This window comes from Chryseobacterium kimseyorum, from assembly GCF_025971945.1.
Lineage (GTDB): Bacteria > Bacteroidota > Bacteroidia > Flavobacteriales > Weeksellaceae > Chryseobacterium > Chryseobacterium kimseyorum.
In genome coordinates, this window is sequence record NZ_JAPDHW010000012.1 from 67352 (window position 1) to 93916 (window position 26565).

Sequence of the window (26565 nt, forward strand, 5' to 3'; positions counted from 1 at the left end):
GCTATTGACTTAGCCTTTTAAAATAAAAAAACATCAAAATTCACTTTGGTTATCAAGTAAATTTTGATGTTTTCATTTAAATAATCTGATTCTTTATTTACTGAATCACATAACTTTTTTTACTTACCGTATGTGCTGAGAAATATCCCAAAGCTCCATTGCTGATATTGCTTGGCGGGTTTGATGGAGTAATTCCGCCACCCGGACCACCACCATCAATGATCTGCAACAGTGAAGAAAAATAAGTGAATACATTGGTATCAATACACTGCATTTCTACATAGATCGTATCACCAACTTTTGTTTTTTCGCTTTCACCATCTTCATCGTCATTCGGAAGCAGCAAAGGTCTTTGATTAAGCATTCCGTTGTTGACATTATCAGAAAATGCTTCAAACATCTTATGTGGATTATTATTCAACCGGTACGTGAAAAGATACCTGTTCCCTAACGTGGGTGGATCGGTAAAAACAGGCAGAAGTGTATACGATAACTCCCCTGCAACCAAAAACGAATCCTGCTGAAGATCTTCCAGTACAACCGGTGCAGGCATCGTACTGTTGGCAGAATATTCTTTTCCTTCTGCTGATACTTTCAAATGGTATGTTCTTCCTGAAACTGCCGAGAAAGAATTTGTTTCGTACATTCCGTCGCCTACATACTGTAAAGTTTCCGTCTGTCCTGTGTTATCGCTGAGCACTACGACTGCATCTGCAACAGCAGGATATGTATTATTTTCTGTAAAGGCAACTGATTTTGTAATTTTCACATAGTATGGTCCGGCCTGATCGGTAACATTTGCTTCTATTACAATATTTCCGCTTTGATCGTCTAAATCTAAGTCAATTTCTTTCTCACAACCCGTCAGAAAAAAAAGTGAGGCAATTATTAAAAATATATTTTTCATAAGTAATTTAAATGTTTTTTAAAGTTCATCCCGTAAAATCCAGACAAGTCATGTAACCGCTTCACTTGACTGATTTCTGTTTCTCTCAATCATGGCGATTTCATTGATTTAAATTTTAAAATTTGAAATTATACGTAATATTCGGTACAAACTTAAAGAGCGAAGTCTGTATCGCACGCGTGGTTCCAGGATTATTAGGATTATCTTCGAAAGCTATCGTATAGGCATTTTCTCTCCCATACACATTATAAATTCCGAAAGACCATGAGCTTTTCCAACGTTTGTTTTTATTGGGTTCGTACGTTGCGCTCAAATCCATTCTGTGATAAGCAGGCATTCTGTCTGCATTACGTTTGCTGTACTGAAAGATCGTCTGCCCTTGCAACTCATATTTTCCGGTAGGGAAAGTCACTGCATTTCCTGTGCTGTACAGAAACAATCCTGAGAAAGACCATTTCTGATTGAGTTCATAGGTTGCAACCACCGATAAATCATGGGTTTTATCCTGTCTTGCGTTGTACCAATCGTTATCGTTGATTCCGTTTATTTTTCTTTCAGTTTTTGATAATGTGTAAGAAATCCAGCCGGTAAGGTTACCGCTTTTCTTTTTTGCAATGATTTCTAAACCGTATGCTCTGCCTTTTCCAAATAACAATTCTCCTTCCACATCGGCTGCGGCATCGAAAGTAATTTCGGCACCGTTTTTAAAATCAATCTGATTCTGCATCGATTTGTAATAAACTTCTGCATTAATCTCGTAATTATTATTGTTGAAATTTCTGCTGTATCCGGCACTGATCTGATCTGCAATTTCAGGTTTTACCGAGTAGCTGCTTCCAATCCACTGGTCGGTAGGATTTCCGCTGCTGCTGTTGCTGAGTAAGTGAAGGTTCTGAGTATTTCTCGCGTATCCACCTTTAATGCTGCTGACTTCGTTGATTCTGTAGTTAGCCGTAATTCTCGGCTCCAGATTAACATACGTTTTCCCGAATTTTCCTTTTTCTAAAAATTCACTGTCTGTCAAAACTCCGTTGTCATAGGTATTAAAAGTATCACCGCCCAAAACGCTGAACATTGATAATCTTAAACCATAGTTCAGGGTCAGCTTTTCTGTTGCTTTAAAATCATCATTGATATACAGTGCATTTTCCCAAGAATATCTTGAATTTCGTGGAAAGCTGCTCATGCTCGTTCCTGAAGCACTGCTCGGCGTAATTGTATGATAAATAGACTGTAAGCCGAAACGAATGGAATGTTTATTGCCTGCAAACCATGAGAAATCCTGTTTCAGATTCCAGTCCTGAATTTGTGAATCCAATCCGAAGGTATTGTCATTGCTCGTGAGACTTACTTTATAATCGTAATTGCTGTAAATGAATGAAGTATTGGAGAATAACTTGCTGTTGATAATGCTGTTCCACCGCAGGGTAGCCGTAGTATTTCCCCAATCTGTAGAAAATGTATTGCCCAATCCGAGAACATCTCTACCGAAATAACCTGAAATATAAAGACGGTTGTTTTCGTTGATTTGGTAATTTGCTTTTAAATTTAAATCATAAAAATAAAGCTTACTGTCTTTAAAATCATCCGTTGCTTTCAGAAAAACATCGGCATACGTTCTTCTTCCCGACACGATGAACGAAGATTTTTCCTTCTGAATGGGCCCTTCAACACTCAATCGGCTGCTGATCAAACCAATTCCTCCGTTAACGTTGTAATCTTTGTTGTTTCCGTCTTTCATTTTCACATCCATGACAGAAGAAAGACGGCCGCCATACTGTGCCGGGCTGTTTCCTTTAATAATGCTGGCATCCTTCAGTGCATCGCTGTTGAAAGTGCTGAAAAATCCTAATAAATGTGATGCATTGTAAACCGGAGCTTCATCCAGTAAAATTAAATTCTGATCGGTTGCGCCTCCTCTTACACTGAATCCGCTGCTTCCTTCTCCATTACTTTTGATTCCCGGTAAGAGCTGAATGGTTTTTAAAACATCTTTTTCACCAAACAGAACAGGAAGTTTTTCTATACTTTTGATGCTCAGCGTCTCGGTTCCCATTTGAGCTGACGTCAGGTTTTTATCTTTTTTTACAGCAGAAATCACAACTTCTTCAATCTGTGAAACTTTTTCTTTCTGCTCAGTTAAAATTAAATCTAATTTTACATTTTGATCTAGCTGTACAGTCTGTCTGTAATTCTCGTAACCACCGTAGGCCACAGCAATTGTATAATTTCCCTGTGGCAGAGAAAGCGAATAAAAACCATATTCATTAGCAGTAATATTGATGCTGGGATCTTCTTCAACTTTAATGGTGGCTCCGATTACGAGTTCACCGTTCTTTCCGTCCCGTACAGTTCCGCTGATTGTTTTCCGATCCTGCGCATAAGCAGTGATGCTGAAAACCGAAAGCCCGATGGTGGCAAAAATTCTACAATAGATTGCTTGCATTCTTCAATGTTATTAAGAAAATAGTTTATTTGAAAGCCTAAAGATAAGCTTTTATTAAGTGGACTTGAAAGTGAATAAACGGATAACTACGCTTAAAATTGCCTATATCAATATGAAATTCTGTTCACAAAAAATCCTCAAACTGTGAAATTGAGGATTTTTTTGATTTTAAAATTAGTAGATGTATTACTCACCTTTAATGTGTTTTGCCACCTTCTCCTCCAAATCTTCCAGATTAAAAGGTTTTGCCACAAAATCATCTGCCTGTGCACTTTTTGCTAATGCCACAATATCGTTATTGGCCGTAACATAGATTACAGGAATATTTTTGTATTCTTCATGACTTTTTAAAAGTTTTGTTGCCTCTACGCCACCGATATTTGGAATCCAGTTATCCATCAGGATCACGTCTGGCTGAAAGGCCGAAACTTTCTGTATGATATCATGCGACGTTTCTGAAATCTCGACTTCGTAGCCGCCTTCTTCAAAAATGATGCTGATCACTTCAAGAATCACTTTATCATCATCAAAAATCAAAATTTTCTTCTTGCTCATATCTTTATTTATTTTATTTAATTGAGATTATTGTATTGTTTACAGTTGATTAATCAATTCCGCCAGATCTTTGGGTTCAATCAACAGGTCGTAAGAAACCTGTTCCACCGCCTGTCTTGGCATATAATCAACTTCAGCGGTTTCCGGATTCTGAATCCACACCTGCCCTTTATTTTTTTTTATATATTTTAAACCTTCCACTCCGTCTGCATTGGCACCCGAAAGCAAAACTCCGGTAACATTTTCACCAAAAGTCTCAGCTGCAGACTTAAAAGTGACATCAATTGACGGTCGAGAATAATTCATCTTTTCTGAACTGTCTAACGAAACTGTAGTTTTGTTCTCAAACAGCAAATGATAATCTGCGGGAACAATGTAAATCCCGTTTTTCTGCAGTTCTGTTTTATCCTCTATTTCATACACATTCATCGACGTAAATTGCTGCAACAGAGTCGGCAGAATACTGGTAGAGTACGCTTTCCGATGAACAACCAAAATCACCGGAAACCTGATGTTTTCATCCAGCTTTTTTATGGTCTCCATAATCACCTGAAGACTTCCTGCAGATCCTCCGATGACTATCAGTTCGTTATGACTCATTTGTGTTTTCATGATGCATTTATTGATGATCAACTTTTTTCCATATTTTCTGATCTTCAATCTGATGATATGATTTATCTAAATTGGAGAAACGAAGAGTCTCTTTTGAGCCTAAAGCGAGATAACCTAAATTTTCTAAACTGGCATCAAAAAGAGTGAACACACGTTCCTGCAAAGCTTTTTCAAAATAAATCAAAACATTTCTGCAGATAATCAATTGAAAACTGTTGAATGAGCTGTCTGACACCAAATTGTGCGTCGATAGAATCAGTTTTTCCTGCAGACTTTTATCAAATCTTACGCTGTCGTAATTGGCAGTATAATAATCTGAAAAATCTTCTTTCCCACCAGAAAGTATATAATTTTCAGAATACACTTTCATCTGATGCATCGGAAAAACTCCCGATCTTGCCGTTTCCAAAACAGACGGATTAATATCTGTTCCGTAGATGAGACATTTATGATACAGATTAGCCTCTTTCAGCAAGATCGCCATCGAATATGCTTCTTCACCTGTTGAGCAGCCTGCAACCCAGATTCTGATTAATGGATACGTTCCCAACTGAGGTAAAATTTCCTCTCTCAATTTTTTAAAAAAGTGAGGATCACGGAACATTTCTGTAACATTCACCGTAATTTCTTCGATGAAATGTTTGAGATAATCCGGATCATTCATAATTGTATACCGCAGTTCTGCAAAACTGGTAAAACGGTCGATCAGACAGATGCGGTTGATGCGTCTTTTGAACGAAGCTCTGCTGTACAAAGAAAAATCGTATCCGTACAGATCGTACACATCTTTGATCAGAAATTCAATTTCTTCGTCCTTTACGATACTTGGCTCCAACATCTAAAACAGTTTTTCTATGGCAGTTAACAGCACATCAACATCAATCGGCTTTTTCACATAATCCTGGGCTCCTGCATCCAGACATTTCTGCCGGTCTTCTTCCATTGCCTGAGCGGTCACTGCAATCACAGGAATATGCTGAATAGAGGGTGTCTGACGGATAATTCTCACCGCTTCATAACCGTCCATTTCCGGCATCATCATATCCATTAACACCAAATCAATTTCAGAATCATTTTCTAAAATCTGAATAGCTTCCTGAGCCATTGTACTGGTTTCCAACTGAAAACCACGTGATTTTAATGTTAATTTCAGAGCAAATATATTTCGTGGATCATCATCCACAATCAAAATTTTCTTTTTCATGAGAGTATCTGTGATTTAACTTTCATATAACCAAACACGCAACAGAGACAGCAACTGGTCGATATCCACAGGTTTTGTGATATAATCTGACGCTCCAGCCTGAATACATTTATCACGGTCACCAATCATCGATTTTGCAGTCACTGCTATGATTGGAAGTCTTCTGAACTTCGGCATCTTTCTGATTTCCTGAATGGTTTCGTAGCCATCCATATTCGGCATCATCATATCCATTAAAACAACATCCACATCAGGATGCTCTTTAATTTGTTCCAAAGCCTGAACGCCATCCATCGCAAGTACGACTTCAACTTTATATTTCTCCAAAGCTTTCGTTAAAGAGAAAATATTGCGGACATCATCATCAGTAATCAGGATTTTCTTGCCGCTTAAAACTTCCGTCAGTGAACCTAAAGTTTTATTTCTAATCGTTTCTACGGAGCTGTTTTTTTCCTCGACCAAATGTAAAAAAAGACCTACTTCGTCTAAAATTCTCTGATAAGAATGTGCAGTTTTAACAACAATAGAATCTGCGTACTGCTTGATTTGCAATTCTTCAGAAGTGGATAAATTACGTTCAGTAAAAATAATGATCGGCAGATTTTCTAAACCTTCATAACTTTTAATAGACTCTATGATTTTATATGCATTTCTTCTGTTCGCTCCAATATCCAAAATAACACAGTCTACACCGTCTGTATTGAAGGCTCTTACACTATCTTCCACATTATCTTCTACCGACAGAGAGATATCAAAATTGCTCAGGAAATATGAAAGTGCGCTTGCATGCTTGGCATTTTCTTCAACAATTAAAACTTTCTGCGGAGACTTCTTCAGTGCATCTTCAATTTTTTTGAAAACATCTGTCATCTGTTCCATCGCAACAGGTTTGTTGATGAAATCAATAGCTCCTTTCATCAGACTCTCCTTCTTCACATGAAGTGATGACATCATGTGTACCGGAATCGGTTTCGTCTGAGGATTAGATTTCAATTCATCCATCACTTTCCATCCATCTTTTACTGGAAGCTGAACATCCAGTAGTATTGCAGCCGGGCGGTACTGCATCGCTGCCGACAGAGCCTGATCACCACGCACAACTACAACACCTTTATAGTTTTGCATTCTGGCAAACTTCAGTAAAGCTATGGCAAAATTGGTATCGTCCTCAACAATCAAGATCACCTTATCATCCTGCGATATGCTGTGTCGGTCGTCATCTACATCTTCGGGAATTTCCAGATGCTTGAATGCCGTTTCGATTTCATTTTCCTGATAATCAATAATCTGCTTAATCTCTTCGACATCTTCTAAAATGACATCCACCAGGTTCTGATCAGAATTACCCGTTGGAACATTTTGATTTCCTTTTAAACTTTCATTCATTGGAATAATCAGACTGAACTCGCTTCCTTCATTGACTTTGCTCTTCAGATCTAAATAACCTCCAAGCAGTTTGGCAATTTCACGGCTGATTGATAACCCTAAACCGGTTCCTCCAAATTTACGTTGCGTAGATCCGTCAGCCTGCTGGAATGCTTCAAAAATAATCTTCTGCTTATCTTCCGGAATTCCAATTCCTGTATCTTTAACTGAGAAAACAATGAAGTCTTTATTTTTAGTGTCTTTTTTAATGTTTAAAGCTACACTTCCCTCTTTTGTAAATTTCAAAGCATTAGACAGAAGATTTCTTAAGACTTGGTCCAAACGCAGACGGTCTGTTTCCAAGGTTTTTGCCAGATCTTCTTCAATATTGATGTTAAATTCAATTCCTTTTTCGTTAACCAGAGGATTCATTAAATTTTTTAAATCTCTTACAACTTCGTTAATCTCTACATCCTGATATTCAAGAGACATTTTTCCGGATTCTATCTTGGCTAAATCTAAAATCTCGTCTATCAAAGTTAACAGACTGCTTCCGGAACTCTGAATCACCTTTGCAGACTCGATCTGATCTTCATTAAGGTTTTCGTCAGGATTTTCAGCCATCAGACGAGATAAAAGTAAAATTGAATTCAGCGGTGTGCGCAATTCGTGCGACATATTTGCCAGGAATTCAGATTTGTACTGTGTGCTTAAAGCCAGTTCCTCAGCTTTTCTCTGAATTTCAATATTCCGTTCAGCGATCAGCTGATTTTTTTCTTCCAATAATTTTGAACGTTCTTCAAGTTCAGTATTGGTTTGCATTAATTCTTCCTGCTGCACTTTCAGTTCTTCTTCTGAAGCCTGTAATTTTTGAGTCTGTGCCTCAAGTTCTGTATTCAGATTTTCGAGTTCAGAATGCTGAACCTGCAATTCTTCTGACTGTGCCTGAGTTTCTTCCAGCAAACGCTGTTCTTTCTCACGACTTTTTGCAGCACGCAACGCAATGGCTACATTTCTTGCACTTTCTACAAAATAATCAATTCTGTCGTGATCGAAGTTTTCATTAGAAGAAACTTCTAAAACACCCACCGTCAAACGGTCAGACATTACAGGAACCAATAAAATAGCATTGATTTTCACTTTACTGCTTGCAAAAGTAACTGCGAAATCATTTTCATCTAAATCATTATACGCTTTCGGCTTTTTCTGTGCAAAAACCTGTCCCACCATGCCTTCACCGGACTCGAAGATCTGCTTCATGCTATTTTCTAAACCGAACGAGCTGCTCAGCTTCAGTTTTCCGTCATCAAGCAGATAAATGGCGCCGTTTATACAGTTTCCGTAATCAATAAGTTGATTTAGAGCATCGCTGGTAACCTGTTTTACCGATTTATTTCCAACTAAAGATTCATTTAATAAAGCTAAACCTTTCTGTCTCCAGTCACTTTTATTTATTTTGTCGAATGATGTTTTAAGAGACTCTGTCATGTGGTTCAGTGAGTCAACAAGGTCACCCAAGTCTCCATCATACTCATCTGCAACCCTTTGACTGTAATCACCGTTCGAAACTCGGTTTGCAACCTGCTGAATAACGTTGACACGTTTTGAAATTTCCAGATCTTTTGCTTTCAGCTGTTTCTCCAGTCGATCTCTGCGAAGTAAATCGTTGCGTAATTTAACATAGAAAAATATGGTCACCAAAATTGCCGCTAAAGAAGAAAAAATGATAAACCAAACCGTAGTTTTTGAGGAGCTGTCAAGATCTTTATTCTTCTTTTCGAGACCGTTTTCTTCGAACTGAACAAAGTCCTGAACAAGCAAACGGCATTTATCCATGTACAGTTTGCTCATTTCAATCTGTTCCTGCGTCATCGCAATTCCTCTTCTCCTGTTTTCAACAAAAAGTTTAAGGTTTTTAATATTGCCGTCAACATTTTTTTCCAAATCATGAAGACGGGCTAACTGAGAAGGTTCTGTAATATCAAGAGATTTAGCCTTTTCAATTGACTCGGAATAGGCTTGCAGACTTCGGTTATAAGGATCGAGAAAACTTTCTTTTCCGGTTAACTGGTAACCACGGTTTCCGGTTTCGGCATCCAGAAGTGCAATGAGAACATCTTTCACAGCTGTGACCGAACGACGGCTTTTAGAAACACTTTCGCGGTGTTGCATCTGATTTTGGATGCTTAAATAGGATGCGACCGAACTCGCAATTAAAATTAATAGAGAAAACCCAATTCCGAACTGGAGGTTTCTTATCACTTTTTTCGGCATAAAATTAATTTAAAGGTAATGTGAAATAAAATGTAGAACCTTCTTCTACTTTACTCGAGAGACCAATAGTTCCATGGTGTTGCTTGATAATTTCTGAACAGATGTAGAGCCCGATTCCCATTCCCTGAAACTGTACTGAAGACTCTTCAACACGGTAAAATTTACGAAAAACCGCGTCCTGCTTGAAATCAGGAATACCAATTCCGAAATCGGTAACGCTCACTTTCACTTCGTCGTCGTCAACAAATGTGGTGACAATCACCTGATTATTTTTCGGAGAATATTTGATAGCATTGGTAAGGAAGTTGATTAAAACCTGTTCTATACGGATCGCATCAAAAGGAATAAGTTGATTGATCTTTCCGATATGGCGGTCTATTTTGACGTTAGGGTTGTCGTCGGTCTGCAGTATAGTATCAATTGTATTATTGATGAGTTTCTCTAAATCTGCTGGTTTTTTATTGATTTTCAGCTTGCCGTTTTCAATTTTTGATACATCTAACAAATCGGTAATCAACGTATTGAGCTTTTCAATCTGATCTAAAGCTTTCGTTACAAAAACTGCTTCACTATTTTCTGTATTCAGTTTAAGTTTTCGATCCAGCAACTGCATGTAAGCTTTAATACTTGTGAGAGGTGTTTTCAATTCGTGGCTGGCAATACTCAGAAATTCATCCTTTTCTTTTTCCACTTTTTTCTGATCTTCAATATCTGTGAAAGTTCCTACCCAGTTTTTCACTTTTTCGTTCTGATAAACGGGCGACATTCTCAACAAATGATATCTGTAATCTCCGGTATTTCTATTTTTAATTCTTATTTCTAACTCAAGAGCTTTTCCCTTTTTTCTGCAGCGCTGAAATTCTTCTTCAATATTCAGATCATCGATGTGCGTTTCAGGAAACTGATGATCAGATTCAGAGTATTCAAACCATTTCCTGTTGACGAAGTTAACGATTCCATCCTCATTTAAAGTAAATGCAATCTGTGGTAAAGCTTCGAGCATCAGATGAAAATGATCAATCTCAGATTTCATTGATACCTGTGCCTCCCGTCTGCCTTTAACCTCTAACTCCAAACTCTGCTGAGTCTTCTTCAAGGCAAGATTAGTCTCCTGAATATTGTAGAATGTTTTCACTTTCAACATCAGAATTTCAGGATCGATAGGCTTTGTCACATAATCAATACCTCCGGATTTGTATCCCTTGGTAATAAATCTTTTGTCTGTATTGACAGCTGATAAAAATATGATAGGAATTTCTTTAGTCTTACTGTATCCTGCAAAGGTTTCGGCAACTTCAAATCCGTCCATTCCGGGCATCTGAACATCTAAAATAATCAGTGCATAATTATTTTTCAATGCTTTACCCAAAGCTTCTTCTCCTGAACTCGCAGTATCGACTTGGAAGTCTTTAGACTCTAATAATTTTTTTAGCGAAAAAATATTGTTTTGGTTATCATCAACAATTAAAATCATAAGACGTAAAATAATCTGGCAAACAAGTTACACTTTTATTAAGCTACCAAAAATACTCACAAATTTTCAGAAAACACAGTATTATTTTAGGAATATTAACACCATAAACCTAAACTCATAAAATTAAAAAATAGATAATAATTTATTTATACATGATCAATCACGAAGCTTCTAATAGCTTTGATACCACAAAAGCAAAATTTCATCATTAATTAATATTTTATGCTACTAATCCTTCAATTACGGATTGAGTAAGAAAAACACGTGAAATATTTTTGGCACAGTTGTTCTATCACATTACAAATATAAAAATCGAATCATGACTTATCAAGAAGCTGTTCAACACAAAAAAGAATCCGTAGAAAAAGCAGATGAATCTCTGCTGAAATTATATCACATCGTGATAACACCTGCGAACACGGACGAAAGTTTCAAACACATTGAGGAATTTTCAAAAGATCCTGACGCTTTTGATGATGAGAGTTGCAAAAAATACTGTACTGATGAAGATTATCAGGTGGTAAGTTTCAAGAAAGAAGCATAGAAATTTAGAAATTATTCAACATACAGAAAGTCCGTCTCACTAATCGTGAGTCGGACTTTTTTTGTTTCTGTCAGTTACTACTTTTGAAAATGTGTCTAGCTCCATTTTCAGTTTTAGAAAAACTGACCATCGAAAAGTTCAATATTTTTACTGACAATCAAACCGGTAATAAAACCATTTTCAAAAAATAAATTGAAATCATAGAAAATCTTTAAGTATTTTCCATTTACTTTAAACTATCTTGTACTATCCTGCTTGGTTGATTTTTATTTCGAAAAAATATTATACATTTAAAAAGTTAAAGACGTAAAGCAAAATAGGAAAGCATTGCCTGAAAAATTGACTATGCAATCGATTAACCTAGTGATAATGTAAGCTGAGTATAATATAAAAAAACAAACCAAATCAATGAACAACACCAATTCAGGAAACTCCGTTTCTTCTTCCTCAAAAAAAAGAAATTATGGTTTGCCGCTCATTCTGATCACAAGTTTGTTTTTCTTCTGGGGTTTTATTCACAACCTCGATCCTATTCTGATCAAACATTTGCGAAGTGCATTTCAGTTGAATCATTTTCAGGCTTCGTTAGTAGATTCTGCAGTTTTTGCCGCATACTTTTTACTGGCAATTCCGGCAGGGATGATCATTCAGAAATATGGTTACAAAACAGGAATTCTGGTCGGATTATTTTTCTTTGCAGCAGGATGCTTTCTGTTTGTTCCGGCTGCCAATACCGTGAGTTACCCGTTTTTTCTTGGGGCTTTATTTGTTTTATCCTGTGGTCTGGCCATTTTAGAGACTGCAGCCAATCCGTACATCACCGTTTTGGGACCGCCTGAAAAAGCCACACAGAGACTGAACTTTGCGCAGTCTTTCAACGGTTTGGCGGCTTCAATTGCTCCAATCGTTGGCGGAATTTTCATCTTGAGCGAAGAGCCAAAATCGCAGGAAGAACTTGCGACGCTCAGTCAGGCAGCAAAATTAGCGTATATTCAGGCTGAAACTTCGCTGGTTAAAGGACCTTACATTATTTTAGGACTGATTCTTTTATTGGTCATGTTTTTGTTTCTCTTCATCAAACTGCCTGATGTAACGGAAAACGATGAGAAATCTACAAAGAACTACTTTCAGGTTTTAGGCGTGAAAAATGTAGGATGGGGAGTTTTAGCACAGTTTTTCTACATCGGTGCGCAGATTTACATCTTCAGTTTTCTTTTGGTTTTTGCCGAAGATGCTATTGATATGAAAGGTCAGGAAGCTAAATATTACGCTGGTGTAGCAGGATTTTTATTTATGGTCGGGCGTTTTGCAGGAACCTTTTTGATGAAATATGTTTCGCCACAAAAACTTTTAAGAGTTTACAGTGTGATCAGCATTGCTCTAACGGTTTGGGTCATCTTCGGATCAGGAATTTCAACTTTGTACGCATTGGTTGGCTTGACATTCTTCATGTCCATCATGTTCCCGACGATTTTTGCTTTGGGAATTGAAGGTGCCGGATCAGATACAAAACCTGCTTCAAGTTTACTGATTATGTCGATTGTAGGTGGTGCAATCATTCCGCCTGTTGCGAGCAAGATTACAGATATTTCGGGGAATATTCATTTTTCTTATGCAGTTCCGCTCTTATGTTTTGTAATAGTTTTAATGTTTTCTTTAAGATTCAGAAATAAAAAGTCTTCAATATTATGAATGAAAAAAAATATCGATGATCTTGGTTAAGTGAAACGCCTTTGTGAAACTAAAAACAATAAGTTGAAAAAAACTTAGAGAACTTTGTGTTCGAAAAACCAACACAGCAGACATTCAATTTTAACTAAAAATGAGCAATTTAATTTTAAAAATAAATCCAAAAGACAACGTTTTAGTCGCGCTTCAGGATATTCCTGCGGAAACTGAAATTGTCTTCGAAGGAAATACATGCACTACTTTGGAAGCCATCCCTGCCAAACATAAATTTTTTATGTATGATATGAAACAGGGCGATGAAATTTTCATGTACGGTGTTTTGGTAGGGAAAGTTCAATATGAATTGGCATCAGGAACGAGAATGACGGTGGATAATACAAAGCATGCGGCTGATCCGTTTTACTACCGTGATGTGGATTATCAATGGACAAAACCTAATGTCTCCAGATTTTTGCATAAAACTTTTAAAGGATATCACCGTTCAAATGGTGATGTGGGAACGGCCAATTACTGGCTTTTTATTCCGACCGTTTTCTGTGAAAACCGCAATCTTGACATCATAAAAGAATCGCTGTACGACAGTTTGGGATATGCGGTTGATGCAAAATACAAAGATTACACGCATCAACTGGTAAAAGCGATTTCCCAAGGTGATAATTTGGATGAGCTTGATTTTTCACCATCCAATATTCCCACGAAAGAACGAGTTTTTAAAAATGTGGATGGCATTAAATTTCTAAATCACACCGGTGGTTGCGGCGGAACAAGACAGGATTCCGATTCCCTGAGCAAACTTTTGGCAGCTTACGCAGATCATCCCAATGTGGCAGGAGTAACTTTGTTAAGCCTCGGCTGTCAGCATCTTCAAATCGATAATTTCAAACGGGATTTGTATAACCGCAATCCTGATTTTGATAAACCTTTACTCGTTTTCGAACAGCAGAAAGCGGTCAGTGAAGAAACCATGATCAAAAATGCGATTTTTGAAACACTGAAAGGTCTTCGGGAAATTAATACAATCGAGCGTGAAGATGCACCGATCAACAAACTCTGTGTTGGTGTTAAATGTGGCGGAAGCGATGGTTTCAGCGGCATTTCAGCGAATCCGGCGGTCGGACATCTTGCAGATATTCTCTCCGTTTTGGGAGCAAAAGTTTTGCTTGCCGAGTTCCCAGAATTGTGTGGAGCCGAACAGGAACTGATTGACAGAGCTGTAGATCAGCCCACTGCAGAAAAATTCATCAGGCTGATGACCGAATATGATGAACTGGCGCACGCTGTCGGCTCAGGGTTTTACATGAATCCGTCGCCCGGAAACATAAAAGACGGACTTATTACGGATGCCATCAAATCTGCAGGAGCAGCAAAAAAAGGAGGTTCTTCCCCTGTTGTCGATGTTTTAGATTATACTGAACCAGCGACTAAACCAGGGTTAAGTTTAGTCTGCACGCCTGGAAACGATGTGGAAGCAACCACGGGAAAAGCCGCTTCTGGAGCGACTTTGATATTGTTTACAACAGGACTAGGAACACCTACTGGTAATCCGGTTTGTCCCGTGATTAAAGTTGCGACCAATACTGTTTTGGCTACGAAAATGTCAGATATTATTGATATTGATACCGGTGCAGTTGTTCGCGGCGAAAAAACCATTCAGGAAATGGGAGAAGATATTTTGGATTTCTGTATTGATGTGGCAAGTGGAAATATTATTCCTAAAGCGGTGGCGTTGAATCAGGATGATTTTATTCCATGGAAACGAGGGGTAAGTTTATAGGAAAGAGCCAAGTAAAAAGTAGAAAGAGCCAAGGTAAAAAATGCGCTTAACTATTCTTCTCATTTTAAGGGGTGGTGAAAAATATTCGATTTTTTGACGGGGTGGTTTTTACTGTTAGAATTATCATTACTAAAAATATACAGAACGCTATTAAAGAGAATCTTTGCACACTTTGCGTTAAAACAAAACATAACAACAGAATTTAATAATTAAAATATAAAAATGTTTTCTTTAAAAAATAAAAAAGCCGTTGTAACCGGCGGAGGAAGCGGGATTGGACAAGCAATTGCAGTTCAGTTGGCTGCGAATGATGCGGAAGTTCATATTCTTGAAATTACAGAACAGAATGGACAGGAAACTTTAGAAAAAATCAAATCAGCGGGAGGAAATGCGAAAGTTTATGCCTGTGATGTTTCAAAACAGAAAGATGTCTTAGCGGTTTTCGATCAGATCGGAGCGATCAACATTTTGGTCAACAATGCAGGAATTGCACATATTGGTAAAGCAGACACGACCTCAGAAGAAGATTTCGACAGAATTTATAATGTCAACATTAAAGGAGTTTACAACTGTCTGTTTGCTGCGATTCCACAGATCAGAAAATCCGGTGGCGGTGTGATTATCAATATGGCTTCCATTGCCGCATTGGTAGGAATTCCTGACCGTTTTGCGTACAGCACGGCTAAAGGTGCGGTGAAAGCAATGACGATGAGTGTTGCCAAAGATTATATCAGTGAAAATATCCGTTGCAATTCGATCTCTCCAGCGAGGGTGCATACGCCTTTTGTGGATGGATTTTTACAGAAAAATTATCCTGATAATATTGAAGAAATGTTTGAGAAATTATCGAAAACACAACCTATCGGAAGGATGGCTCAGCCTGAAGAAGTTGCCTCGTTGGCACTGTATTTATGCAGTGACGAAGCATCATTTATTACTGGTGTAGATTATCCTATTGACGGTGGTTTTACTACTTTGAACAATTAAAATTTGTAAATTAAGCTAAACTTTTTATTCGGGCTATTCTCCCCTAGCCCCGATTGCAGCGGCATCCTTTTTTGTGATTGCGGTGGCGAAACAGTTCAACTTCTTATCTCGATTGTTCGCAATGACAAAAAAGATATAGCGGAAAGCGGGATTAAGCTCCTAAAAAAATGAAACATGTGGATTAAATTCTACAATCAAATATTTAACAATAATCAAATATGAAATTAATAAAATTCGGAAAACCGGGACAGGAAAAACCGGGAGTCATTATTGATGATAAAAGATATGATGTTTCTCATCTGGTAAAAGATTATGATGAAAACTTCTTTTCCGGCGACGCTATTGAAAATTTGAAATCGGAGATAAATACACAGAATTTACCCGAAATTTCTGCCGATGATAGACTTGGATCCCCTTTGGCGAGACCATCCAAGATCATCTGTGTAGGATTGAACTATAAAGATCACGCCGCAGAAACCAACGCTGCGATTCCGCAGGAACCGATTCTGTTTTTTAAGGCGACAACGGCAATTGTGGGTCCGAATGACGATCTGATTATTCCAAAAACCAGTACAAAAACCGACTGGGAAGTTGAGCTGGCCATCGTCATTGGAAAAAAAGCGAGCTATGTTTCTGAGGAAAATGCGCTGGAACACGTTGCAGGTTATGTTCTGCACAACGATTACAGCGAAAGAGCCTTTCAGCTGGAAAGAAACGGACAGTGGGTAAAAGGAAAAAGCTGTGATACTTTTGCACCAATCGGCCCTTTTATTGCGACGCCCGACGAGATTGAAGATGTTCATAATCTGCGTTTGTGGCTGAAGGTGAATGGAGAAATTTTGCAGGATGGAAATACTTCCAATCTGATTTTTGATGTGCCTTTCATTGTCAGCTACATCAGTCAGTTTATGACTTTGCTTCCCGGGGATATTATCAGTACAGGAACGCCTGCCGGTGTCGGTTTGGGGCAAAAACCTGAGCCCTTGTATCTGAAACCAGGCGATGTGGTGGAATTGGGAATTGACGGTTTGGGTAGTAGTATCCAGAAAGTAAAAGCATACGGTGAATGAAAAAATTCTGTCTCGCTCTCGACTTAATTGATGACCCCGAACTGATTGCTGAATACGAAAATTATCATCAGAATATCTGGCCAGAAGTCAGACAAAGTATTTTGGATTCCGGAATTATAAATATGGAGATTTACCGTGTTCAAAATCGGTTATTCATGATCATTGAGGCTGAGGACAGTTTTTCTTTTGAGTCTAAAAATAATTTGGATCAAAACAATCCGAAAGTTCAGGAATGGGAAGAATTGATGTGGAAATTCCAGCAGCAGTTGCCTGATTCGAAAGCTGGAGAGAAGTGGCGGTTGATGGACAGAATTTTTTCGTTATAAATTAGATTTGAAATAAATGATTATAGATTCTCACGTACATTTTTGGAATTTTGATCCGGTGCGGGATGCCTGGATTACGGAAGAAATGACGGCAATCCGGAAAGACTTTTTTCCCGAAGATTTTTCGTTGCTTTTAAAAGAAAATCAGGTTGATGGATGTGTTGCTGTTCAGGCTGACCAAAGTGATGACGAGACTGCTTTTCTGTTGGATTTAGCTAAAAAAAATCCGATGATTAAAGGAGTTGTCTGCTGGATTGATTTGGCTTCTGACAAACTTGAAGAGTCGCTTGAAAATTATCAGTCTGAAAAAATAATTAAAGGTTTCAGACACGTTGCAGAGGGAGAAGAGATCGGTTTTTTACTGCAGAAGAAGATTCTAAAAGGAATTTCTACACTTCATCAGTATAATTATACTTTTGATATTTTGTTAAGACAGGATCAGCTTTCAGATGCTGTAAAACTATCGGAAAAACTGCCTGAGCAACCTTTCATTTTGGATCATTGCGGAAAACCTGATTTGAAGACCAATGAACTGAAAGACTGGAAAGAAAATATTTCAGAACTGGCTCAAAACCCAAATGTCTATTGCAAAGTTTCGGGACTTTTGACACAGGGAAACTGGAATTTAATTGATGAAAAATCGATTTTAGAAGTTTTAGATTTTGTTTTTGCAAAATTCGGAATTCAACGGTTGGTTTTTGGAAGCGACTGGCCTGTGATGTTGCTGGGAGGAAAATATGCTTTGTGGTTGGAATTGATTTCAAAATATTTGGAACAATTTTCAAAAGTAGAACAGGAACAATTTTTTTTTGGAAATGCTGTGGAATTTTACAGACTATGATTTTAAAGGCACAAAAGATTTTGACACATAAGTCACATTAGATTTAAGTTTAATGCTTTGAGAATATTTAGAGCAAATAAGTTTAAAAATCAAAGATTTTTGTATTGGAATGTAAGTTTCTGAATTGTTCTGTGCTGATTAAAATCTAAGTTTTGAAATAATCAAAAGCCCTTCCGAAAAGATAAATTTATAAAACAATATTAAAAAAATCTTTACGCTTTTTGCGTTTAAAAAACATAATCCAAAATTATGAACCTACACCTAGACCATAAAGTAATCATCGTAAGTGGCGGTGCGAAGGGCATCGGAAATGCCATTGCGAAAATATTAGCTGAAGAAAAAGCATTGCCAGTAATCATCGGAAGAAATGAAGGTGACAACAAAAAAGCTGTTCAGGAAATCATGGAAAATGGTGGAAAAGCCGACTTCGTGACCGCTGAACTTTCTCAACCAGAAGAATGCAAAAAAACCATAGATGAAGTCGTGAAAAAATATGGCAAAATCGATGGAATTGTGAATAATGCAGGGGTGAACGACGGTGTCGGTCTTGAAAATGGTTCCTACGAAGGTTTCATTTCATCCTATCATAAAAATGTGGTGCATTATTATCTTTTGGTGCATCACGCACTTCCCTATCTGAAAGAAAGCAAAGGTTCCATTTTAAATATCGGGAGCAAGACTGCAGAAACCGGACAAGGCGGAACTTCAGGTTATGCCGCAGCAAATGGTGCCAGAAATGCCCTGACAAGAGAATGGGCGGTTGAGCTTTTGCCTTACGGCATCCGTGTGAATGCCATCATCGTTGCAGAAGCATGGACTCCACTTTACGAATCGTGGATTTCTACTTTTGAAAATCCTGATGAAAAACTGAAAAGTATTACTTCAAAAATTCCTTTGGAAAACCGCATGACGACCTCAGAAGAGATTGCAAATATGGCAGCATTTCTTTTATCGGAAAAATCTTCGCATACTACCGGTCAATTGATTCATGTGGATGGCGGGTATGTGCATTTGGACAGGAGTTTGGGGTAAATATTTTTATTTTAACCTTTTTTAAATATAATTTTTGATATTTGAATAAATTAACCATACTATGAAAGATGATAATCAACATGAGTGTATCAGTAAAAGCGACTTAATTGAGCAAACCGTCCAGAATATTGATAAGTTTGGACTTCAAGTGATTTTGGTCGATTCCACAGATTATCTACCATCATTTGCATATAGTATCGGTCTGCAGAAATCTTACAACCATCCTGAAATAATATGCTTTGGACTTCCTAAAAGTTTAGCTCATGGAATAATTAATGATATAGCAGAAATTATAAAAAATGGTGAGAAAATTAAAAGTGAGAATGTGTATACCAACATTTTTGACAACAGTCGAGCTGAATTTTTGAAAGTTGACAAAGTAAATATTCCAGATTATTTTGGAGCGTGTTTGAATTATTATGGCAATGAAGAGTTCGATGCTTTGCAACTTATTTGGACCGATAGAAATGACATATTTCCATGGGAGATGAATTTTGAAGAAGAATTTCTTTATAAACAACCTTTGCTAGATAGAAATGGTGAATTCAAATTTTATGAGCCCAAGAATTTGACAACCTTCACAACACGACAATGGCTTGAAGAAAATAAACCTATTTTGAGAGTAGTTCATGATAATGAAGGGGATTGGCAGTTTTTGACTGGCGACCAAATGCAGGATGACATAAAAATTGTCGCCTTAGAAGAATTAATAAAAATTGATAAAACATTAAATGAGATTTTTGACCTTGATTATGGTGAAGAAGCGGAAAGAGAATATATTGGTGGGGAATGGAAAAGAAATCAAATGGATGCAGATTAGGATGATTAACTTCTGAATGTGCAATATATTTTAAAAGATTAGATTTCAAATTCAATTGATAATTATAAAAAAAAGCGGAAGATTTTTCTTCCGCTTTTACTTTATCTCAAGCCTAAAACTACATCGTCTCCATCTTAAAACTCATACTTTCAATCACTTTCAGAATAGCTTCAACTGTATCCATTGATGTTAAACAAGGTACACCGTTTTCCACACTCATTCTTCTGATCTGGAAACCGTCTCTTTCAGACTGTTTTCCTTTCGTCATGGTGTTGACAACGTACTGAACTTTTCCTTTCTGGATCAAGTCGATTAAGTTCACACTTTCCTCTCCAATTTTGTACCCGATTTTGCATGGAATACCTTTTTCTTCGAAGAATTTCGCCGTTCCCTCTGTTGCCCAAATTCTGAAACCAACTTCATGGAATCTTGATGCCAAATCTGCAGCTTCCTGCTTGTGTTTATCAGCTACCGTGAACAAAATTGAACCGTGCATCGGAACTTTTCTTCCTGCTGCAACCAATCCTTTGTACAAAGCTTTTTCCAGGGTCGTGTCTTTTCCCATTACTTCTCCTGTAGACTTCATTTCAGGGCCTAAAGAGATATCGACTTTCGTTAATTTCGAGAATGAGAAAACAGGAACTTTTACGAAAACACCTTCTTTATTAGGAACCAATCCGTTTTTGTAGCCTAAATGTTTCAGTTTCTGACCTAAAATCGCTTTCGTAGCAAGATTTGCCATCGGAACATCCGTGATTTTAGATAAGAAAGGAACTGTTCTTGACGAACGTGGATTCACTTCAATCACATACACATTTCCTTCAAAAAGAACGTATTGGATATTCATTAAACCAATCACATTCAATCCTTTAGCTAACCTTTGAGTATAATCAACCAAAGTATCTATTTCTGCCTGAGAAACATTCTGTGGCGGATACACAGCAATCGAGTCACCGGAGTGAACTCCCGCTCGTTCGATATGTTCCATAATTCCAGGAATAATTACCGTTTCGCCATCGCAAATCGCGTCGACTTCCACTTCTCTTCCTGTGATGTAACGGTCTACCAAAACCGGCTGATCTGGACTTGCATCTACCGCAAATTCCATGTAATGCGCCAATTCTGCTTCTGTGTACACAATTTCCATGGCTCTACCTCCTAAAACGTAGCTCGGACGAACCAAAACCGGGTAACCAATTTCGTTGGCAATCACAATCGCTTCTTCTTTTGAAGTTGAAGTTTTTCCTAAAGGCTGAGGAATTCCCATTTCCTGAAGGGCTTTTTCAAACTTATCTCTGTTTTCAGCTCTATCCAAATCTTCCAGAGAAGTTCCTAAAATCTGAACACCGTAAGCGGCTAATTTATCTGCCAAATTGATGGCCGTCTGTCCACCAAACTGTACAACAACACCTTTTGGTTTTTCCAGGTCGATGATGCTCATCACATCTTCTTCCGTCAAAGGTTCGAAATATAATTTATCTGAAATCGAGAAGTCTGTAGAAACGGTTTCAGGGTTATTGTTGATGATAATCGCTTCGTAACCCATTTCTTTAATTGCCCAAACCGAGTGAACGGTTGCGTAATCAAATTCAACTCCCTGTCCGATTCTGATTGGTCCGGAACCTAAAACGATGATTTTTTCTTTATCGGTTACTACAGATTCGTTTTCTTCCTCGTAAGTTCCGTAGAAATATGGAGTTTCAGATTCAAACTCAGCAGCACAGGTGTCTACCATTTTGTAAACCGGCACAATTCCGTTTTCTTTTCTGAAATTGTATACCTCTCTCTGCGTAGATTCCCATAAATGAGCAATATTCTGATCTGAAAAACCTAATTTTTTAGATTCAATTAAAATATCTTTATCGAATCTGTTTGCTGCAATTGTCTTTTCGAAGTCAACTAATTTCTTTAATTTCCAGATGAAGAATTTATCGATTTTACTCCATTCTACGATCTGTTCCCAGTCATAACCTCTTCTTAAAGCGTCACAAATGATGAACAGTCTTTCGTCATCACAAACTCTAATTCTTCTTTCGATATCTTCGTCTGTTAAAGCTGCAGCCTGTTTTGTTTTTAAACCTAAATGTCTCAAACCTGTTTCCAGAGAACGTACCGCTTTCTGTAAAGACTCTTCGAAGTTTCTTCCGATGGCCATTACTTCACCAGTCGCTTTCATTTGAGTTGACAATCTTCTGTCAGCTGTTTCAAATTTATCGAAAGGGAATCTTGGGAATTTAGTTACCACATAATCCAAAGCAGGCTCGAAACATGCGTAAGTTTTTCCTGTAACCGGATTCATAATTTCATCTAAAGTCAATCCAACTGCGATTTTAGCAGCAATTTTTGCAATAGGATAACCTGTTGCTTTTGATGCTAAAGCTGATGAACGGGAAACTCTTGGGTTTACTTCAATGATGTAGTAATCGAATGAATGCGGGTCTAAAGCCAACTGTACGTTACATCCACCTTCAATTCCTAAAGCTCTGATGATTTTCAGTGAAGCGTTTCTCAACAGCTGATACTCTCTGTCTGAAAGCGTCTGGGAAGGTGCCACAACTATTGAGTCTCCTGTGTGAACTCCCACCGGATCTATATTTTCCATGTTACAAACCACAATCGCGTTGTCGTTTGCATCACGCATTACTTCGTATTCAATTTCTTTGAAACCTGCGATTGATCTTTCGATCAGACACTGTGTAACCGGACTGTATTTCAATCCCAATTCAGCAATTTCCTTCAATTCAGTTTCGTTGGCTGCGATTCCACCACCAGTTCCACCCATTGTAAAGGCAGGACGAACAATCACCGGATAACCGATCTCTTCAGCAAAACGGAGCGCTCCTTCAACTGTTGTTACAATATCAGATTCCGGAACCGGTTCGTTTAATTCTCTCATCAATTCACGGAACAGATCTCTGTCTTCCGCTCTGTTGATCGCAGAAAGTGTAGTTCCCAAAACTTCCACCTTGCATTCTTCAAGAATTCCTGATTTCTCCAGTTCTACCGCCATGTTCAAACCTGTTTGTCCACCAAGCGTTGGTAAAAGTGCATCCGGACGCTCTTTTCTGATGATGTGACTCACAAACTGAAGTGAAATGGGCTCGATGTAAACCTTGTCAGCGATTTCAACATCTGTCATAATCGTCGCAGGGTTTGAATTGATCAAAATCACCTTGTACCCTTCTTCTCTTAATGAAAGACAAGCCTGCGTTCCTGCGTAATCAAATTCCGCCGCCTGACCGATGATAATTGGGCCGGAACCGATTACTAAAATTGTTTTTATGTCGTTTCTTTTCATTTTTAAATTTATCCTTTTGTTGTTGAACCCTTTCGGGTTCGGATGATGATTGTTTCACCAATACCATAGGTTTCAACTACGGCTATTTATATTGAATCCTGCGGATTCTTCTAATTTCCACCTTTAATTTGCAGCGAATTGCCCGCAGCCCGACTTGAGTGGAGCTCTTTTTGTGAGGAGGAGATCCTTCGACAAGCTCAGGACATGCTTACAAAAAAGCGGGAACGGAAGGCTGATAAGCTGCCCAAATAATTAATCTCCTACTTTTTAAAATCCTCCATCATCGTGATGAAGTCATCAAATAAATAATTTGCATCTTCAGGACCCGGACTCGCTTCAGGGTGATATTGAACTGAGAAGCATGGGTGAATCTTATGTCTAAGACCTTCATTTGTTCTGTCATTCAATGCGATATGAGTCTCTATTAAATCTGTTTCTTTAAGGCTCTCCTGATCAACTGCGTAACCGTGATTCTGAGAAGTGATCGCTACTTTATTTTTTTCTAAATCCAAAACAGGGTGATTTCCTCCTCTGTGACCGAATTTTAATTTAAAAGTTTTTGCACCGCAAGCAAGACCAATCAACTGATGTCCAAGGCAAATCCCGAAAATTGGAACTTTACCGAGCAATCTGCGGATCATTTCTAAAGCTTTTTGGTTGTCTTCAGGATCTCCGGGACCGTTGGATAACATAATTCCATCCGGATCCATCAGCAAAATTTCTTCTGCTGTAGTATCATGAGAAACAACAATGATGTCACAGTTTCTTTGAGATAATTCTCTGATTATTCCTAATTTAGACCCAAAATCCACAAGTACTACTTTAAGTCCTCTTCCCGGATTGGCATAAGAAGTTTTTGTAGAAACCTGCTCTACCTGATTGGTTGGGAAAGTGGTTGATTTTAATTCTTCAATGGTTGTGTTTTCGTCTGCATTTGCATTCACGATTTTTCCTTTTACCACACCTGAGTTACGAAGAATTCTTGTCAGTCTTCTGGTGTCAATACCTGAAATTCCTGAAAGATTTTTCTTTTTAAACAATTCCTGTAAAGTAATCTGAGTTCTGAAATTGGAAGGTAAATCGCAAATTTCCTTTACAATAAGACCTTTAATTGCAGGTTCGATGCTTTCGTAGTCATCACGGTTGATCCCGTAATTTCCGATCAGCGGATACGTCATGCAAACAATCTGACCGCAGTATGACGGGTCAGAAATCAATTCCTGATATCCTGTCATTCCGGTATTGAAAACCACTTCTCCTGCTGTCTCCAAATCTGCTCCGAAACCTTCTCCATGAAATACTTCACCGGACTCCAGTATTAATTTTTTCTTCATTTTAACTTTTATCTTTATTTCTATTTTTTAATCTTCTTTAATTATCTGATGTTGTTTGATTCCGCCCTTTCAGGGCTCGCTCAGATCAGATTTTCTTTCTATCTCATGGGCTTCACCCATGGCTATTGATGGGTCGCCCTTTCAGGGCTTTTCTCAATGATAATTCTTTTTAAAATTCGCCTTAATGAGTTAATTTGTCATTAAATATCAAAAAGTAAATCACTTGGCTCTTTTTACTTTTTACCTTTTACTTTAATGAAAACCCTTTCTCCTCCAAAGCATTTTTCAGAATCGCCATTCTTGCGAAAACTCCGTTCTGCATTTGTTTGAAAATTCTTGAGCGTTCACATTCCACCAAATCGGTATCGATTTCCACGCCTCTGTTGATGGGTGCGGGATGCATAATGATGGCTTCCTTTTTCATCGTTTTTTCTCTGGCTTTCGTCAGACCATATTTTTTATGATATTCCGAAGCTGAGAAACTCATTTTTGAATCGTGTCTTTCGTGCTGGATTCTCAATAACATCAAAACATCAACATCGTGAATCATCTCATCTACAGAAAGATACGTACCGTTAATTAAAGCTCCTTCGTCAAACCACTGTTCAGGCCCTGAAAAATAAACTTTAGCACCTAATCTTCTTAAAGCTTCTGCATTGGAGTTCGCAACACGGCTGTGTTTAACATCACCAACAATTCCTATTTTCAATCCTTCAAAAGTTCCGAATTCCTGATAAATAGTCAGCAAATCAAGCATGCACTGTGAAGGATGATTTCCTGTTCCGTCACCACCGTTGATCACAGGAATGTTGATATTTTTTAATTCATCAAAATAACGGTCTTTTTTATCTCTGATCACGACAAGATTTACCCCTATGCTTTCAATCGTTTTTACGGTATCATATAAACTTTCACCTTTATTGACAGAACTGTTGGAAGCATCGAACGGAACGACCTGCAAACCCAGTTTTCTTTCGGCAACATCGAAGCTCGTTTTCGTTCTTGTGCTGTCTTCAAAAAACAGATTTGAACAGAACACTTCGCCCTCAATTTTGGCAGTTTTTCCGTTGGCAAAAGCTAAAGCTTCCGTCAGTATCTTATTGATTTTCTCTGTACTTAGTTCGGTAATCGTAAACATAAAATCTTAATTTTTGAACATAAAAAAAGCGAAGAAAATATCTTCGCTTAAAATAAATAAATATCGTAAAGGGCGTCTACGCCCGGTAATTCTAATGATATAAATACTGTGTTATTCATTAGGTGCAAAGATATAACATTTGGGTAACATGACAAAGTGAAACCTCAAAAAAATTAAAAAACTTCAATCGTTGGTTATTCTCATTTATTCTTAATATTTTTGTTAGAATTCAAATACAGTTTATGGACGCAAAAGACAGGATGATTCTCAGCATAATTCAGGAAGACTCTACTTTCTCGGTGAAAGAAATTTCAGAGAAAATAGGTTTAACCTTTACCCCAACTTACGAACGCATCAAACAGTTGGAGAAACAGGGGATTATTGAGAAATATGTCGGTCTTCTGAACCGTGAGAAACTGGGTTTAAATATTGTCGTTTACTGCAATGTCCGTCTGAAAGAACAGTCAAAAAAAGTTCTGGAAACTTTCGAGAAAAACATAATGCAACACGATGAAGTTCAGGAGATCATCAGTCTTTCCGGCGAATATGATTATATGCTGAAAATTATTGCAAAAGATATTAATTCTTATAATGATTTTACGGTCAATGTGATTTCAAATATTCCCAGCATTGGGCAATATCACAGTTCTATAGTGCTGCATGAGGTGAAGAAGTCGACTAAGTTTAAGATTGATTTGGGTTAAAGATTAAAAATTTTGCTTACTAAAATAATAATCATAGTATTATAAAATGGAATTAAAAAAAAGGCATCATTATGTTTGGAAAAATTACCTTAGAAACTGGTCTAATTCTGAATATATTAACACCTATTTTATTGATTCTAAAAAAATTATTAAAACTAATCTAATAAATGT

The 26565-nt window shown here is 37.7% G+C and carries 21 protein-coding genes; 10 read left to right on the plus strand and 11 right to left on the minus strand.

Annotation, left to right across the window (positions count from 1 at the left end):
- Positions 1-97: 97 nt before the first annotated feature.
- From OMO38_RS15745 to OMO38_RS15780, 8 genes are all read right to left on the minus strand, one after another.
- On the minus strand, positions 98-907 hold the full coding sequence (locus OMO38_RS15745; protein WP_264751143.1) for a DUF4249 domain-containing protein: 810 nt from the start codon (positions 905-907) through the stop codon (positions 98-100).
- A 115-nt stretch (positions 908-1022) separates the two neighbouring features.
- Positions 1023-3353, minus strand: a complete 2331-nt coding sequence (locus tag OMO38_RS15750; protein ID WP_264751144.1) for a TonB-dependent receptor — start codon at positions 3351-3353, stop codon at positions 1023-1025.
- Between the two features lie 186 nt (positions 3354-3539).
- Positions 3540-3908, minus strand: coding sequence for a response regulator (locus OMO38_RS15755; RefSeq protein ID WP_264751145.1), 369 nt, complete (start codon positions 3906-3908; stop codon positions 3540-3542).
- A 39-nt stretch (positions 3909-3947) separates the two neighbouring features.
- Entirely contained in the window at positions 3948-4520 is a 573-nt protein-coding gene (locus OMO38_RS15760) for a chemotaxis protein CheB (RefSeq protein WP_264751146.1), read from the minus strand.
- A 7-nt stretch (positions 4521-4527) separates the two neighbouring features.
- Entirely contained in the window at positions 4528-5358 is an 831-nt protein-coding gene (locus OMO38_RS15765; RefSeq protein ID WP_264751147.1) for a CheR family methyltransferase, read from the minus strand.
- The gene (locus tag OMO38_RS15770) at positions 5359-5724 is read right to left on the minus strand and encodes a response regulator (protein WP_264751148.1); all 366 of its coding nucleotides are present in this window, start codon (positions 5722-5724) and stop codon (positions 5359-5361) included.
- Positions 5725-5739: 15 nt separating this feature from the next.
- Positions 5740-9363: a response regulator gene (locus tag OMO38_RS15775; RefSeq protein WP_264751149.1), complete on the minus strand. Its 3624-nt coding sequence runs from the start codon at positions 9361-9363 to the stop codon at positions 5740-5742.
- A 4-nt stretch (positions 9364-9367) separates the two neighbouring features.
- Positions 9368-10837: a hybrid sensor histidine kinase/response regulator gene (locus OMO38_RS15780; RefSeq protein ID WP_264751150.1), complete on the minus strand. Its 1470-nt coding sequence runs from the start codon at positions 10835-10837 to the stop codon at positions 9368-9370.
- Between the two features lie 319 nt (positions 10838-11156).
- Here OMO38_RS15780 and OMO38_RS15785 point away from each other — a divergent pair, with 319 nt between their 5' ends.
- The 9 genes from OMO38_RS15785 (at position 11157) to OMO38_RS15825 (ending at position 19920) form a co-directional block, all read left to right on the plus strand.
- On the plus strand, positions 11157-11381 hold the full coding sequence (locus OMO38_RS15785; RefSeq protein WP_264751151.1) for a hypothetical protein: 225 nt from the start codon (positions 11157-11159) through the stop codon (positions 11379-11381).
- 408 nt (positions 11382-11789) lie between these two features.
- A complete protein-coding gene (gene fucP, locus OMO38_RS15790; protein ID WP_264751152.1) occupies positions 11790-13073 on the plus strand; it encodes an L-fucose:H+ symporter permease in 1284 nt (427 codons plus the stop codon).
- A gap of 130 nt (positions 13074-13203) precedes the next feature.
- Positions 13204-14844, plus strand: a complete 1641-nt coding sequence (locus OMO38_RS15795) for a UxaA family hydrolase (RefSeq protein WP_264751153.1) — start codon at positions 13204-13206, stop codon at positions 14842-14844.
- Between the two features lie 222 nt (positions 14845-15066).
- Complete coding sequence (locus OMO38_RS15800; RefSeq protein WP_264751154.1) at positions 15067-15831, plus strand: SDR family NAD(P)-dependent oxidoreductase; 765 nt, start codon at positions 15067-15069, stop codon at positions 15829-15831.
- A 218-nt stretch (positions 15832-16049) separates the two neighbouring features.
- Positions 16050-16901 carry a fumarylacetoacetate hydrolase family protein gene (locus OMO38_RS15805; protein ID WP_264751155.1) on the plus strand — a complete coding sequence of 284 codons (852 nt, stop codon included), beginning with the start codon at positions 16050-16052 and terminating at the stop codon, positions 16899-16901.
- Positions 16898-17227, plus strand: a complete 330-nt coding sequence (locus tag OMO38_RS15810; RefSeq protein WP_264751156.1) for an L-rhamnose mutarotase — start codon at positions 16898-16900, stop codon at positions 17225-17227. The genes OMO38_RS15805 and OMO38_RS15810 overlap by 4 nt, the downstream gene beginning before the upstream one ends.
- 16 nt (positions 17228-17243) lie before the next feature.
- On the plus strand, positions 17244-18068 hold the full coding sequence (locus tag OMO38_RS15815; RefSeq protein WP_264751157.1) for an amidohydrolase family protein: 825 nt from the start codon (positions 17244-17246) through the stop codon (positions 18066-18068).
- A 249-nt stretch (positions 18069-18317) separates the two neighbouring features.
- Positions 18318-19100, plus strand: coding sequence for an L-fucose dehydrogenase (locus tag OMO38_RS15820; protein ID WP_264751158.1), 783 nt, complete (start codon positions 18318-18320; stop codon positions 19098-19100).
- 61 nt (positions 19101-19161) lie between these two features.
- The gene (locus OMO38_RS15825) at positions 19162-19920 is read left to right on the plus strand and encodes a DUF4262 domain-containing protein (protein WP_264751159.1); all 759 of its coding nucleotides are present in this window, start codon (positions 19162-19164) and stop codon (positions 19918-19920) included.
- A 118-nt stretch (positions 19921-20038) separates the two neighbouring features.
- Here OMO38_RS15825 and carB read toward each other — a convergent pair whose 3' ends face one another.
- From carB to OMO38_RS15840, 3 genes are all read right to left on the minus strand, one after another.
- Positions 20039-23218, minus strand: coding sequence for a carbamoyl-phosphate synthase large subunit (gene carB, locus OMO38_RS15830; RefSeq protein WP_264751160.1), 3180 nt, complete (start codon positions 23216-23218; stop codon positions 20039-20041).
- Between the two features lie 260 nt (positions 23219-23478).
- Complete coding sequence (locus tag OMO38_RS15835) at positions 23479-24552, minus strand: carbamoyl phosphate synthase small subunit (protein ID WP_264751161.1); 1074 nt, start codon at positions 24550-24552, stop codon at positions 23479-23481.
- Between the two features lie 247 nt (positions 24553-24799).
- Complete coding sequence (locus OMO38_RS15840) at positions 24800-25690, minus strand: aspartate carbamoyltransferase catalytic subunit (protein ID WP_264751162.1); 891 nt, start codon at positions 25688-25690, stop codon at positions 24800-24802.
- Between the two features lie 242 nt (positions 25691-25932).
- On the opposite strand from OMO38_RS15840, the gene OMO38_RS15845 reads away from it, so the two are divergent.
- Positions 25933-26394, plus strand: coding sequence for an Lrp/AsnC family transcriptional regulator (locus OMO38_RS15845; protein ID WP_047442942.1), 462 nt, complete (start codon positions 25933-25935; stop codon positions 26392-26394).
- The last annotated feature ends 171 nt before the right edge of the window (positions 26395-26565 follow it).

What these genes read in the sequence shown, in the direction of transcription:
- OMO38_RS15760 (WP_264751146.1), bottom strand. Translation starts at nt 4,520, where the DNA reads ATGAAAACACAAATGAGTCATAACGAACTGATAGTCATCGGAGGATCT.
- fucP (WP_264751152.1), top strand. Translation starts at nt 11,790, where the DNA reads ATGAACAACACCAATTCAGGAAACTCCGTTTCTTCTTCCTCAAAAAAA.
- OMO38_RS15820 (WP_264751158.1), top strand. Translation starts at nt 18,318, where the DNA reads ATGAACCTACACCTAGACCATAAAGTAATCATCGTAAGTGGCGGTGCG.
- OMO38_RS15825 (WP_264751159.1), top strand. Translation starts at nt 19,162, where the DNA reads ATGAAAGATGATAATCAACATGAGTGTATCAGTAAAAGCGACTTAATT.
- OMO38_RS15835 (WP_264751161.1), bottom strand. Translation starts at nt 24,552, where the DNA reads ATGAAGAAAAAATTAATACTGGAGTCCGGTGAAGTATTTCATGGAGAA.
- OMO38_RS15795 (WP_264751153.1), top strand. Translation starts at nt 13,204, where the DNA reads ATGAGCAATTTAATTTTAAAAATAAATCCAAAAGACAACGTTTTAGTC.
- OMO38_RS15780 (WP_264751150.1), bottom strand. Translation starts at nt 10,837, where the DNA reads ATGATTTTAATTGTTGATGATAACCAAAACAATATTTTTTCGCTAAAA.
- OMO38_RS15800 (WP_264751154.1), top strand. Translation starts at nt 15,067, where the DNA reads ATGTTTTCTTTAAAAAATAAAAAAGCCGTTGTAACCGGCGGAGGAAGC.
- OMO38_RS15785 (WP_264751151.1), top strand. Translation starts at nt 11,157, where the DNA reads ATGACTTATCAAGAAGCTGTTCAACACAAAAAAGAATCCGTAGAAAAA.
- OMO38_RS15840 (WP_264751162.1), bottom strand. Translation starts at nt 25,690, where the DNA reads ATGTTTACGATTACCGAACTAAGTACAGAGAAAATCAATAAGATACTG.
- OMO38_RS15815 (WP_264751157.1), top strand. Translation starts at nt 17,244, where the DNA reads ATGATTATAGATTCTCACGTACATTTTTGGAATTTTGATCCGGTGCGG.
- OMO38_RS15810 (WP_264751156.1), top strand. Translation starts at nt 16,898, where the DNA reads ATGAAAAAATTCTGTCTCGCTCTCGACTTAATTGATGACCCCGAACTG.
- OMO38_RS15755 (WP_264751145.1), bottom strand. Translation starts at nt 3,908, where the DNA reads ATGAGCAAGAAGAAAATTTTGATTTTTGATGATGATAAAGTGATTCTT.
- OMO38_RS15845 (WP_047442942.1), top strand. Translation starts at nt 25,933, where the DNA reads ATGGACGCAAAAGACAGGATGATTCTCAGCATAATTCAGGAAGACTCT.
- OMO38_RS15775 (WP_264751149.1), bottom strand. Translation starts at nt 9,363, where the DNA reads ATGCCGAAAAAAGTGATAAGAAACCTCCAGTTCGGAATTGGGTTTTCT.
- OMO38_RS15765 (WP_264751147.1), bottom strand. Translation starts at nt 5,358, where the DNA reads ATGTTGGAGCCAAGTATCGTAAAGGACGAAGAAATTGAATTTCTGATC.
- OMO38_RS15745 (WP_264751143.1), bottom strand. Translation starts at nt 907, where the DNA reads ATGAAAAATATATTTTTAATAATTGCCTCACTTTTTTTTCTGACGGGT.
- OMO38_RS15805 (WP_264751155.1), top strand. Translation starts at nt 16,050, where the DNA reads ATGAAATTAATAAAATTCGGAAAACCGGGACAGGAAAAACCGGGAGTC.
- carB (WP_264751160.1), bottom strand. Translation starts at nt 23,218, where the DNA reads ATGAAAAGAAACGACATAAAAACAATTTTAGTAATCGGTTCCGGCCCA.
- OMO38_RS15750 (WP_264751144.1), bottom strand. Translation starts at nt 3,353, where the DNA reads ATGCAAGCAATCTATTGTAGAATTTTTGCCACCATCGGGCTTTCGGTT.
- OMO38_RS15770 (WP_264751148.1), bottom strand. Translation starts at nt 5,724, where the DNA reads ATGAAAAAGAAAATTTTGATTGTGGATGATGATCCACGAAATATATTT.